Annotated in this window: 11 protein-coding genes and 1 pseudogene; 3 read left to right on the forward strand and 9 right to left on the reverse strand. The window is 44.2% G+C overall.

What is annotated here, in order from left to right:
• Nucleotides 1-46: 46 nt before the first annotated feature.
• The 3 genes from BUC01_RS21675 to BUC01_RS21685 all read left to right on the forward strand — a co-directional run bounded on the left by BUC01_RS21675 (nt 47) and on the right by BUC01_RS21685 (nt 1,941).
• Nucleotides 47-631 (forward strand): Crp/Fnr family transcriptional regulator, encoded by a 585-nt coding sequence (locus tag BUC01_RS21675; protein WP_025834256.1) that lies wholly within the window; start codon nt 47-49, stop codon nt 629-631.
• Nucleotides 632-870: 239 nt separating this feature from the next.
• Nucleotides 871-1,503 (forward strand): C40 family peptidase, encoded by a 633-nt coding sequence (locus tag BUC01_RS21680; RefSeq protein WP_073314882.1) that lies wholly within the window; start codon nt 871-873, stop codon nt 1,501-1,503.
• A 30-nt stretch (nt 1,504-1,533) separates the two neighbouring features.
• Entirely contained in the window at nt 1,534-1,941 is a 408-nt protein-coding gene (locus tag BUC01_RS21685; RefSeq protein WP_025834258.1) for a DUF4878 domain-containing protein, read from the forward strand.
• A gap of 78 nt (nt 1,942-2,019) precedes the next feature.
• Here the strand turns inward: BUC01_RS21685 and BUC01_RS21690 are convergent, their stop codons facing one another.
• The 9 genes and pseudogenes from BUC01_RS21690 to BUC01_RS21725 all read right to left on the reverse strand — a co-directional run.
• Nucleotides 2,020-2,781 (reverse strand): creatininase family protein, encoded by a 762-nt coding sequence (locus BUC01_RS21690; protein ID WP_025834260.1) that lies wholly within the window; start codon nt 2,779-2,781, stop codon nt 2,020-2,022.
• A 240-nt stretch (nt 2,782-3,021) separates the two neighbouring features.
• Nucleotides 3,022-3,894: a helix-turn-helix domain-containing protein gene (locus tag BUC01_RS21695; RefSeq protein ID WP_025834262.1), complete on the reverse strand. Its 873-nt coding sequence runs from the start codon at nt 3,892-3,894 to the stop codon at nt 3,022-3,024.
• 275 nt (nt 3,895-4,169) lie between these two features.
• Entirely contained in the window at nt 4,170-6,491 is a 2,322-nt protein-coding gene (locus tag BUC01_RS21700) for a TonB-dependent receptor (protein WP_025834263.1), read from the reverse strand.
• Between the two features lie 80 nt (nt 6,492-6,571).
• Entirely contained in the window at nt 6,572-6,754 is a 183-nt protein-coding gene (locus BUC01_RS25290; protein WP_139261904.1) for a hypothetical protein, read from the reverse strand.
• A 74-nt stretch (nt 6,755-6,828) separates the two neighbouring features.
• Nucleotides 6,829-7,185, reverse strand: a complete 357-nt coding sequence (locus BUC01_RS21705; protein WP_034524719.1) for a hypothetical protein — start codon at nt 7,183-7,185, stop codon at nt 6,829-6,831.
• Nucleotides 7,186-7,212: 27 nt separating this feature from the next.
• Complete coding sequence (locus tag BUC01_RS21710; RefSeq protein ID WP_073314884.1) at nt 7,213-8,958, reverse strand: bifunctional metallophosphatase/5'-nucleotidase; 1,746 nt, start codon at nt 8,956-8,958, stop codon at nt 7,213-7,215.
• A gap of 9 nt (nt 8,959-8,967) precedes the next feature.
• The gene (locus tag BUC01_RS21715; RefSeq protein WP_025835239.1) at nt 8,968-10,902 is read right to left on the reverse strand and encodes a sensor histidine kinase; all 1,935 of its coding nucleotides are present in this window, start codon (nt 10,900-10,902) and stop codon (nt 8,968-8,970) included.
• Nucleotides 10,903-11,109: 207 nt separating this feature from the next.
• Complete coding sequence (locus BUC01_RS21720) at nt 11,110-12,054, reverse strand: MraY family glycosyltransferase (RefSeq protein ID WP_025835238.1); 945 nt, start codon at nt 12,052-12,054, stop codon at nt 11,110-11,112.
• Between the two features lie 23 nt (nt 12,055-12,077).
• Nucleotides 12,078-12,422, reverse strand: a pseudogene (locus BUC01_RS21725) (NAD-dependent epimerase/dehydratase family protein); the annotation flags it as partial.

A 12,422-nucleotide genomic window follows, 5' to 3' on the forward strand; every position in this document is an offset into this window, starting at 1 on the left:
TCGTACCTTTGCCTCCGGAAACGGTTACAAATACCAGCGAACAATTATGGATACACTATTAAAAGAGACAGTTAATGCCACTGTGAACTCCCGCTATCCGGGCATGGCACCTGAAGGTAGAAAACTGATAGAAGAAATTCTGATCCGCAAAGAGCTGGAAAAGGGTGAACTCCTATTTAAAGAAGGACAAGTCTGCCATCATATAGCCTTTGTGGGCAAAGGCATGATGCGCCAGTTCTATTACAAAAACGGCAAGGACGTCACCGAACACTTTTCCTACGAAGGTTGTATTATTATCTGTATAGAGAGCACCCTGAAACAAGAGCCTACCCGCCTGATGGCAGAAGCTCTGGAACCTTGCACAGTCTACCTTCTCCCCTACGACAAATTCATGAGACTGACCGAAATCTCCTGGGAAATCAATATGTTCTACCGCAAGATACTGGAATACTCGCTCATAGTATCTCAGGTGAAAGCTGACTCCTGGCGGTTCGAAACAGCACGCGAACGCTACAATATGCTGATGCACACCCACCCGGAAGTCATCAAACGGGCACCATTATCACATATCGCATCTTATTTGCTGATGACGCCCGAAACCCTGAGCCGAGTACGCGCAGGTACATTGTAGGAAATACGATAAGAAATACAGTTTTTGATTTATATCAAATCAATTTACTCAAGAACTCCCTAACTTTGCAGCAAAAAGAAATAGATTTGGTTTTTTATAAGGAAAGAGATTAGTTTTTAGGGTATAAATTAAAAAAGAGGTAACAACTGAAGGAAGGTTGTTACCTCTTTTTTCGTTTACCCCACAAAAAACAATTAAAATATATGTAATCGTGCAAATAAATTCATATATTTGTACGGATGGAAAGGAAAACACACGTATCTCTACCCAAGATAACGTTCATACTCACACTTGTACTGGCAGGTTGCCAGGGAAGTTCTGATAAAGAAACGCCACCGGTGCAATTGCCGCAAGCATTGTTCCGGGACGGAGACATCGCTTTCAGAAGAGGAACGGGAATTACCAGCAGAGTGGTGTTGGCAGCAGACCGGGAAGGGAACTATTCGCATACCGGCATCCTCAAAAAGAAAGACGGACAATGGTATGTGATACACGCTGTGCCCGGTGAACCGGACTTCAAAGATGATCCGGACCGTGTAAAAATGGAAACCATAGAAGCCTTTTTTGAGAAGAGAAAAGCTGTTAGCGGAGCTATCATGCGCGTACAAGAGGACTCCATAGCCGCATACCGGGCAGCAGTCCATGCAGAACGCCTTTATGACGCCCGTGTGTTATTCGACCATGATTACGACCTGGCTGATACAACTAAGATGTACTGTACGGAGTTTATCGACTTCGTATACAGAAAAGAAGGGGTCGACTTGCCCGAAGGGCGTATCAGCCATATAAATATTCCCGGATTCAAGGGAGATTATCTCCTGCCCAATGATATTGCACAGAGCAAACGTCTCTGTTTGATATACTATTTTTAAATACACATTAATCACTTTAAAAAAAAGCGTATGAAAAAGGTATTTTATTTTAGTCTGATGGTAATGGCTATGTTCGTAATGACAGCTTGTTCTTCTTCAAGCAGTCCCGGAGATGCTATGAAAAAGTATGGTAGTTATCTCATCAAAGGTGACTATGAGAAGTTTGTAGACGGACTTGCTTTTGAGGAAGGCGCAACGCCTGAGAAACTAAAAGAGCAGAAAGAAGGTCTGGTTTCCATGTTGAAGGAAAAAGTGTCCAAAGAATATGAGAAGATGGGCGGACTGAAAAGCATAGAAGTTCTGTCGGAAGAAATATCCGCTGATGGAAACACAGCAACAGTAAAGATTAAGCAAACCTACGGAAACGGAGAAACACAAGAAGGTTCGCAGTCAATGGTGAAAAGAGACGGCAAATGGTTGATGTCAATAGATAAGTAAACTTTTCATCTCAGCATAAGCAACCGGGCGGTTTGACCAGGAAGATTTCAGGTCATACCGTCCGGTTTTTATTTCATCTTAATAGAGTTCGTTCCGACCGACTTCCTCAAAGAGTCTGGCAAGTTTCTCTATCACCGGCTTCATATAACGTTCGCCCTTCTCAGCCGAAGCCTTCTTGGGGTTCCCTACCCCGCTATCCACAGTAGCCTTATCCCAATGGCGCGGTGCCCAACCTACTTTTTCGTTCAGTGAAGGGATGGCGAAAGGTCTGGAATCTCCATTCCCCGCTTCATCCAGATTTACCAGCTCCGGATGGTAATACATCATCACAGACGTTTCCTGTTCGCCGGCATGGTCATCTATCTCCGCCTCGAAATAATCCTTGGTAGGGACAAGACTGAACCAGTCGGAGGCAATAATCATGAAATCGGGGTAGGTAAAGGCAAGGTCGCGTATCATACCTTTAAAGTTGTTGCCACCATGTCCGCTGACAATAATAAGCTTACGCATTCCCTGGGCAGAAAGAGAAGCCACAATATCCTCCAGGATGGCTTGCTGGGTGGAGTAACGGGTATGTATACAGAAAGGCAGTTCACGTTGCCCGGGATTGTGCGCACCGAAGCCTACCGGCGGCATCACCATACAACGGACACCGGAACGTTCCAGTGCCAAAGTTGCCGCGTCCACAGCAATGTCATGAGGCAAAATACAATCTGTAAGATACGGAAGATGCAGATTATGAGGCTCCGTCGCACCCCAAGGCAGTATGACAACATCATACTTCACCTCCTTCACTTTTCCATAGCAGGAAACAGCAAGGTCAATTTCTCTTTTTTCCATGTTTTATTTATTTTTTGGGAGAATATATTTAATTATGCGAATCAGGAATTGAAATAAACTCCTTCTTGTAACGGTTATGAATTAATTCACCACAGAGTAACACAGGGTATCACAGAGTTTAATCAATTTGAAATCAAAAGAATAGAACTCCGTGAGACTCTGTGTTACTCTGTGGTGAAAACTCATTTCTACACAGTTATGAATCTGTTTTAACTCCTGATTCACATTAATAATTGATAATTATTGCTTGCGGTATTCTTTCGGTGACATACCGGTGTGATGCTTGAAATATTTACCAAAGAAAGATTGATTGGCGAAATGAAGTTCATCGGATATTTCCTGAATACTCATTTCAGAAGATTTCAGCAAGGCTTTGGCTTCCAGAATCACGAGACTGTCAATCCACTCTCCGGCAGTCTTTCCACTGACTTCTTTCACAGCCGTAGAGAGATGCTTGGCGGTCAGGAACATCTTGTCGGCATAGTAAGCAACACTGCGTTCCACCTTATACGATTCGGAGATGGCACGGATGAAACGTTCGAAAAGGTCTTCTTTCCGGGTTTTCGTCTTGCGTATTGCCGGTTCATTACCCTGATAAATGCCATATATCTCATAGAAAAGGGAAAGTATCAGCCCCTGCGTAATCTCCTTGCGGAAAGGGTTGTCTTTCAGCTTCACTTTCTTCTGGAGGAAAGAGTAATATTCCTGTACAGCTTCCATTTCCTCCGGTCTGAGGCGCACACAAGGTTGCTCCTTAATCATAAAGAACAATGGGAACAACTGCTGAACCGTAGGAAGCACATCATCTATGAACTGTCCGGAAACCACAATAAAAACTCCGGTAAAGTCATCCGAACGTTCCACTTGTTGCAAAATCTGTTCGGGCAGGGTAACCACAAGAACACCTTCGGTAAGTTCATGCTCTTTCAGGTTGATGCGTATCCGACAATGTCCTTTCAGGCAAAGTGTAAGGCAAGACGCATTCAGGCGGGTAGGATAACCGAATAAAGGGATGTCTCCTATATTGTCGAATATGGCAAAGTCATTTCCTATAAAATCCATTGCCGGAAAACGGCGGATAGTTGCGATATCTACGTTTTTTATATTTTTCATCTCCCTTTCTTATTTCTGTGGCAAACATAAGCAATATTTCCTTGAAAACCGTCCGAATTATCCTAAAAAAAGAAAAAGGGAACATTTATCACAAGAAAGGGCTTACGTCAAAAGTTACTTTGCGTATACCGAGCAAATCATTTTCCGCCCCTACAGGCATTGTAAAAGCACTTGTAGGGGCGAATAATCATTCGCCCGCATACAAGTTCAGTACTTTTAACATATCCTCTTGATTTATCTCACAGAACCTCGCAATATTAAATTTTGACCTGAATCTAATTCATAATCTTAAAGCCGATAAAGAAGGTACGAGGCTGCGTAGGCCCGTAGAAGTAACCGGAATCGCGGAACTCACCTTTATCCAGGTCTTTCTGGAAACTGTTGAAGATGTTCTGCACACCGGCATTAAGCTGTAATTTGATATGATCATGCAGAATGAATGTGTAATTGAGTTTAAGATTGAGGTCGAAGAAATCGGGAGTGTTTTCCATACGGTCTTCCTCGATGTTGCAGAAAGCTCCTTCCGGTGCATCTACCGGTGCGTAGTGGGGCACAATCATCTTTCCGGTATAAATGCCGGACAAGGAGAAGTCGAAGTTCTTCAACGGCGCGGAAGAAAAAGTAAAATAACCGTAATAATCCGGTGTACGCATCATGCGTTTAGTGGTCAGTTCCTCACCATCCACTTTTGTCCAGACCTCTGCCTCCGTATAACGGCTACGTTGCGCCGTAAAGCCCAACTGGAACTGTGCTTCTTTGCCATGCGCCACTTTAGCATCCAGATTGATACCATATACGCGCGCACCATTACCGTTACGGCGTTCTTTTATCTTGTCTCCGTTCTCATCTTTTCCGATATCTTCCAATACGAATACATGACGCAAATCAGTATAGAACCCTTCCAGCAAGATGTTTGCCTGCCAATGTCCCAAGTTTGTACTCCAGTCCACAGAACCACTGTAACTATTGGAACGCTCCTCACGCAGATTGTCCGCCAGCTTAATCTGAACACCTTCGCCGCCTACTGCCGTTACATGTAAATCTTCGTCATAAGCCTGCGGTGCACGGAATCCGGTGGAATATGTCAAGCGTGCCTGGAAATCATCAGTCGGTTTGTAGAGAAAGTTGATACGGGGACTGAAAATCAGCTTATCAATTAAATTGTGCTTGTCCAGACGGGCACCTACCAACATAGTAAGCTGACGCATTTTCCATTCATTCTGTACAAAAGCACTGGCTATGCGCACATCCTGTTTCATATCGCGGTGATAACCGGTCATGACGTCGTGGAGGGAGTTATTTTGGTATTCCAAACCGCCGGTGAAGGTGGCCGGAGCAAAAAAGCAGTTATTCATATTGCCAACATACATTCCACCGGCAACCCAGGTCAGGTCATCGGTCTTACCGTAGGCATTCATATCTTGCTGGGCACCATAGTAACTGTTTCTGTCCGTGTGCTGGATAGAGCCATAGAGAGAAATTTTATGTTTGTACTCGCGCCAGAACAGATCGTAGCTGGCACCACCGCTATTAATGATGTGCTTGGTCTGTTCCGTGATGTCCGATTCATGCGGCTGAAAGTCAAACTTATTACCGCCACGACGGAACTCGTTAGTAGTATGATATTCCAGATTAATGCGGCTGAAATGCGTAGGACGATAATAGGCACGGAAACCGAAAGTATTCATGTTCAGCTTGCCAAGTTCGGAAAAGCCATCACCATCACGGTCGTAAGGATTACGGTTACGGTAGCTTTCGTACAAGGCGACACCATAAGAGTTATCTTTCGCTACCAAGGAAACGTTACCACCCATATATTGCTCCCACGATTGCCCGTCCATGCAAGAGAACATGCTCGATACCTGGAAAGAATTGCTGATAGGATCTTTAGTGATAATATTGACAGTGCCGCCCACCGCATTCGCTCCAAACAAGGCGGAACCACCACCACGTACCACTTCTACTCTCTCTATCATATTCACGGGAATTTGCTCCAGACCGTATACACCGCTAAGGGCACTGATGATAGGACGGCTGTTTATCAGAATCTGAGAGTAAGGGCCTTCCAGACCGTTGATACGCACTTGGGGGAAACCGCAGTTCTGGCAATTGTTCTCCACACGCAGGCCAGACTGATAATTCAGCGTTTTCGCAAGGTCGGTCGAATTCACCATTTCAAAAAGTTTGGCACTCATCACATTCACAACTACCGGAGCTTCTTTCCGGCTTACCTCATTGCGGTTGGCAGACACCACGACTTCATCGGTCATGAAGCTCTCTTCAGTCATCTGAAAATGTATGACCGCAGTGAAATCCTTGCTGACGGTCACTTCCTTTTCTTGTGTTTTATATCCCACAGCCGATACGCGAAGCGTATACTTCCCGGCAGGTAACTTACGGAATTCAAACTGTCCTTCTTCATTAGATACTGTTCCCTGCCCATTTTCTTTGATTAATATGGTTGCATAGGGTATATTTTCTTCGGTTCCTTTCACTATCACGTGTCCGGAAATCATGTTACCTTCCTTAATAGGATTTACGGCATAAAGGCTGATGCAAGCCACTGCAAGCACCAGCGCAAGTATATGTTTTTTCATTAATTTGCGCTCAAAATGTATGTATTGGTAAAATTAAAAGAGAAAGTAAGTAAATGATAATTTAGCGGCGTAGCGCTGGATCAAGGTTTCCTTTCGGCATACTCATTGACGTGATAGTACCTGGTAGGCTGAAAGCCTTTTATCTTATAGCTCAGGGCAACGCCCTGGGGGATTGCCATGTGTTTCTCTTTGCGCCCTGTAAGGGCACTACAGCACACATAGGTTTTTGCCCTTACAGGGCGTAAGATTGTGGGATCATCCATTACCCAGGGTGTTACCCTGAGCTATAAGATAAAAGCCTTTCAGGCTTAGGGGATGCACGCTGATAAATTATCATTTACGCCGCGAGCACCGGCGGGGCACGAAGAGACACTAACTGTTTTAGCTCTCCCTTCACCAAGGGAGTCAGCCGTTCAGCCTCCAGCACGGCCAAAAACACCCGCATGGGATGCAGTTCCTCATATATCTCAACTTCCGGAGCATGGAAAGTCGACAAGCGACCTATAACGACAAGTTCGGATTTGGAGTGCGTGTGTTTACCATGAAACGGGTGGGAATGCGTGATAATCACTCCATTAACGTAATGGACATGGGTAAAAGCCGTAATACTTGCCTGATATGCCACAAACAGCACCAACAAGCATACAGCTCCAATGATTCTTTTTACCTCTTTCTTCACGTCCCTACAGTCCATTAAAAATTGCGACTGCAAAGATAGTGATTATTTTTCCACTTTTCCAAACAAGTACTCATAATCGCGTTTAGCGGCAGGCACGGTCCATTCTTCAGGAATAAATTTCCACTGTCCCAACGCATGTGGCTCAATCACCCCCTTTTTCTCGATATACTGCATCAGATAATAGCGCAAATCCTTATCCGTAGAGAACAGGATGCGATCTTTCAATTCATCTTGAGAAATGCCGGCTCCTTTGGTCAATAATTCCCCGCCGCCATTGCCACGATACGAATTCAATGCCACTTTATACATCTTGTCCATCGAGAAAGGAGAACCATCGGCCATACTGACAATTGTCACTTTCTCCCCGCTGGGTTTCGTCACATCCACCGTATAAATGATTCCGGCTGCCGAATCAAAGTTAAAACTGAAGTTCTGGAAGGAAGCGCGATCATTAGCCCCTTCACGACGTTTCTTGCGAAGCAACAGCAAATGGTCGTCCGGAGATTTCATCTGGTTGGTCCATAAGTCATATGACATTTCCAGGGCATTTTTTACTTCTTTGCCGGACAACAGCATAGTATAGAGCATATTCTCATACTTATACAGACTGAACATATCACTCACAAAGACATCTCCTTTGCTAATCTCCGTGTCGTATGACAGAGGAGCGGAAAGAGATATTTCAGCTCCGGTTATTTCAAGCTGCAATGTATGAATCAAGTCGATGAATGCCGATGAACCGAAGTAGGCAGGCCGTGTAGAAATCGTCTCAGTGAAGCGGCCTATCTTTTTGGACACAAAGTCCTGAACGGCATCAAACTGTGGAGCAAAATGCTTTATGAATTCTTCACTCACGCCATAACCTTTTGTTTCTGTCAGTGCTCCGCTAATCTGTTTATCCACCACCTTACCGTTACGCAGTTTCAAGGTGACATCTGCGTTTGCCACGACGACTCCCTTGCTTGCCGGATCCATTATCAATACCGAGTCCCCTGCTACGTTTTTAATCTTTTTCAGTTCACGGGCATGGTCATGCCCCATCAAAACAATATCAAAACCGGGAACATTACGAGCCACTTCCACCGAAGCATTCTCATGATATTTGCCTCCCATCAACTGAGCATCCTGTCCGGCATGGAAAATGCCGATCACTAAGTCGGGCTTCTCTTTTTCCCGTATAATCTTCATCCATTTGCGGGCGGTTTCCTCCATATCGTCAAAGCGCAGACCTTTCCATAAATTTTCCGATAGCCATACGGGGATGGCAGGAGTAATCATACCCAGCACCACAATCTTCACGCCGTCCCGTTCCAATACTTCATAAGGTTTGAAATGCGTCTTTCCCGTGATTGTATCGATGATATTAGCACCCAGAACCGGGAATTTGCAGTCACCTGCCCAACGGTCGAACACGGCACGTCCGGTTTCCACATCATGATTTCCCATATTTCCGGTACTGTATCCCATAAAGTTCAGCACCTCGGCAGCCAAATGCAGGGAAACGGTGTCTATGTAATTGTAATAATAGGCACAAGGCTGGCCTTGCAGAATGTCCCCGTTATCCAACAGCAACAGATTATCTTTATAAACCTCCCGCTCTTTCTGTACAAGAGCATACACACGTGCCAGACTCCCCTCAGCTTCATGGCGAAGTATGAAGTCATAAGGATAGTAATTCCCATGTATATCGCTGGTTTCTATGATTTTCAGCTTTACGACCTTATCCTGAGCCGATACGGCTCCTATCAGGAAGAATATCCACCCTAAAAAAAAGCAAACTCTCTTCATAGTAATAAGTTATTTCGTTGGTTGTTCTATATCTAATGGATGCGTAAACATAAATCGGGCTCCCTCCGTATATCCCGGATCTACCCAGATTTCCCCTCCCCATTTCTCTACCGTCAGTTTACAGATGGACAGTCCCAGTCCTGTCCCCTGAACATACTCGTTCAGTTTCTCAAACCTTTCGAACACTAACTTCTGTTTTTCCAACGGAATGCCTGTGCCCGTGTCCGACACTGAGAATACAACCACTCTCCTATCCTCATCCACTTCCAGCTTCAAGGTTATCTTACCGTTTCTGGTGAACTTATCGGCATTGGAAAGCAAATTTATAATGACCTGCTGCAAGCGTTGCGTATCAGTACGCATATCTACACTTTCACGGTCACACTCAAAGATAAACTCATTCTCCGATTTACGGGCCTGGCTGACAGAGGCTAATACGCGCTGACACAAGGGAACTACGTCACACTCTTCAATGGTAAAAGTAACCCGGTCTGCCTCCAGACGCGAAACGTCCAATATGTCATTAATCAGACGGAGCAACAAATCCGAATTGGTCTTGATGATATCCACATATCCCTGCTGTTCATCTTCCGAACTTCCACCCGACGCCAGCACATCCGAGAAACCGACAATCGCATTCAACGGAGTGCGTATCTCATGACTCATATTGGCGAGGAAAGCACTCTTCAGGCGACTGGACTCTTCCGCACGGTCTTTTGCTTCTCTCAAAGCACTCTCCGAATCCTCCAATTCATCTTTCAGTTTCTTGGTGTGATAGTAGAAGTATAGCGAAACAAACAATCCGCTCAACAACACAACCAGAATAGTGGCAACCGTCCAGATATGATATTTGTATTGCTCGTAGAATGACGGAGTCTCATTCACCATTTCTATCGGCTGATGGATGAAAGATAAATCCAGTTTCTTTTCTTTCACAATCTTGCTGTCCATCATCACTTTGTTCGGAATGACCTCCACTTCCACCTTATCACTGTCAGGGCTCTGCAACAGGCGCACTACTTGACGCGCCATATCCTTACCTAATGGACGATAGGCAGGATTGACACCCCCGACAGCCCAATAACCAATGCCGATGGAGGTTATGGAAAATGTGGGTATATCGCCGGCAGCCTCCATCATCGTGTACGTGGCGTTCCGCATGAAATATCCGTCGTACATATCTACCCGCCAGGTGCCCAGCAATACGGCTGTATTCGGTGGCAATTCATGCAATTTATCACTTATTGTGTAAATCGTGTTAGTCCGCCCGTCCAGCAGAATCAGGTTCAGTTCCGGGTGCTTCTTCATTTCCGACACTACGTGTGCTTGCAAAGAGACACCTCCATAGCTGTTATCAGAAATAAAAGCAATATTCCTTGTGTCCGGATATAATTTCTTTATCAGGTTGACGTTGGCTTCCACATCATATTCATAAACGAAACCGGCCTTAATTGCAGAACCGGCATAGTCATCGAAGAAATCGACAGCATCAGGCATCCATGTCTTCAGATCAACAGAATCATCAGGAAGAATAATGGCATTACGGCTTGCCAACGCAGTCAGCACCGGGACGCTTCCCCGTATGGAGTCTTCCTGCGACAAATAGGCCGCCCAAGCCTCCTGCCCGATCAAGACAAGCAATACAGGGGCACGTTTTCCTTGATATTTATCTAATATCTCCTTCATTTTAGATTTCCATAAAGGAGATTCCGAGAAACTCTTGCAATTCATGTTTTCCAAAGCTATCGGAGCTTTTCCGCCCAGACGCTCAAACTCTTCCATAAAGTCGTAGATATTTCCGGAAGTCTGACGTGCATCCGGATTATACGAGCTGATAATTAGCACCGGATGTTCTCCGATTACCGCCAAGGTCGGTGATAGGCCAATAAGGGATACCAGCAAGAAAAGCAAAAAGCTATATATTATTTTCCTAAATAAGCCCATTCAGTGAATATAGAGGTTTGTTTCGGCAAATATACAATAAAGTTATAAGGATAGAAAAAAAGTTGTAGAATTTAAACCATAATTTATAGAGCGAGCGGCAAGATATAGTTTATCACACTATATTCTTGCCGCTCGTTATTTAGCAGTACGAGGTTTCCTCTACTTCTTCAGCAAATAGAACCTATTATGATCTTAGTTGCATTTCAATTATTTATGCAAATGAAAATACCTCTTCATAAATAACACATAAACAATACCTAATGAAACAACCACTCCCAATAGATACCAATATCCATATTCCTCAAAACAGAAATAACCCGATATGACTAATGCCTGCACCGCCATATAAATCAGCGATACCACTACATGCGGCATCTTCAATTCATTCGCCATCAACTGATACATGTGTTTACGATGGGGCAAACCTATGTTCTCATGAAGCATCAGGCGATGGGTAATGGTCAGAACACTATCGACACCATAAACAGATAATAGGACTATCCAACTGAAATCTCCGGTCGTTATAATCAATTTGCCTATCAGGAAAAGGATAATAAAAGCGATACTAACAGAACCGACATCACCGGCAAAACACTTGGCTTTCTTGCGGAAATTGAAGAAGCAAAAGACCAGGACAGAACATAAAACAGTGTAAATCAAAACTGGCTCAATAAATGGTATTATTTGAACATTGATATAAGCCAATGCAACTAAAATAACTAAGGAATAACCGCCGGTGATCCCATTGATGCCATCCATGAAATTATAAGCGTTGATAATACCTGTACAGATAATTAATGCTACGATTATCCACCACCAGGAAAGGGAGAACAATCCCCATTGATAGAACATCAAGGCCATAGCGGAAAAATGGAATACCAGTCTCAGACCTTGAGAAGTGGAACGGATATCATCTACAAAGCTGATGAATGTTATCAGAGTCAATGCCACGATAAACCAAGGATATTCCCAATGATTGGTCAGGAAATAAGCCAATGCACCGAAATAGAAGATGATCCCGCCACCACGCAAAGTGACTTTCGTATGTGAACTACGCTCATTAGGCTTATCAATGATATTGCACTTATCAGCCAGCTTAAAATAAAAAAGTTCTGCTAAAAATAGCAGAACCAATATAACCAAGTAATACATAACAGTACTTTTCCCTTTAATTTTTAATCTGAAAACGACCTTATCGTTTTCATAATCCCCTCAGCCGCACGAACAGGCATCTTCTCTATGCCAAGCGCAGACTTTATCTTCTCATTACTTACCACATAATTCTCCGTCAGCTTCCGGAGACGCTCAGTATTCAAGGGCAGATGGAGCAATGTCCCTAAACCCGCACAACCTTCCATCATCTTCCTGTTCATCTTCCATATATGTGGTTCCTTGCCCATAGCTTCACACATAAGGGCAATCAACTCATTCGTAGACAGAGCTTCATCATCACCCATATGGTAAATGCCACTTGCAATATCTTTTGTAAGCAGTCCTTCCACTACATAGCAAAGGTTATC

This window comes from Bacteroides stercorirosoris (genome assembly GCF_900142015.1).
Taxonomy (GTDB): Bacteria; Bacteroidota; Bacteroidia; order Bacteroidales; family Bacteroidaceae; genus Bacteroides; species Bacteroides stercorirosoris.

Excerpts from the sequence above, each read along its gene's own strand:
- BUC01_RS21680 (WP_073314882.1), top strand. The coding sequence starts at position 871 with ATGGAAAGGAAAACACACGTATCTCTACCCAAGATAACGTTCATACTC.
- BUC01_RS21675 (WP_025834256.1), top strand. The coding sequence starts at position 47 with ATGGATACACTATTAAAAGAGACAGTTAATGCCACTGTGAACTCCCGC.
- BUC01_RS21720 (WP_025835238.1), bottom strand. The coding sequence starts at position 12,054 with ATGTATTACTTGGTTATATTGGTTCTGCTATTTTTAGCAGAACTTTTT.
- BUC01_RS21700 (WP_025834263.1), bottom strand. The coding sequence starts at position 6,491 with ATGAAAAAACATATACTTGCGCTGGTGCTTGCAGTGGCTTGCATCAGC.
- BUC01_RS21695 (WP_025834262.1), bottom strand. The coding sequence starts at position 3,894 with ATGAAAAATATAAAAAACGTAGATATCGCAACTATCCGCCGTTTTCCG.
- BUC01_RS21705 (WP_034524719.1), bottom strand. The coding sequence starts at position 7,185 with ATGGACTGTAGGGACGTGAAGAAAGAGGTAAAAAGAATCATTGGAGCT.
- BUC01_RS21715 (WP_025835239.1), bottom strand. The coding sequence starts at position 10,902 with ATGGGCTTATTTAGGAAAATAATATATAGCTTTTTGCTTTTCTTGCTG.
- BUC01_RS25290 (WP_139261904.1), bottom strand. The coding sequence starts at position 6,754 with ATGGATGATCCCACAATCTTACGCCCTGTAAGGGCAAAAACCTATGTG.
- BUC01_RS21685 (WP_025834258.1), top strand. The coding sequence starts at position 1,534 with ATGAAAAAGGTATTTTATTTTAGTCTGATGGTAATGGCTATGTTCGTA.
- BUC01_RS21690 (WP_025834260.1), bottom strand. The coding sequence starts at position 2,781 with ATGGAAAAAAGAGAAATTGACCTTGCTGTTTCCTGCTATGGAAAAGTG.
- BUC01_RS21710 (WP_073314884.1), bottom strand. The coding sequence starts at position 8,958 with ATGAAGAGAGTTTGCTTTTTTTTAGGGTGGATATTCTTCCTGATAGGA.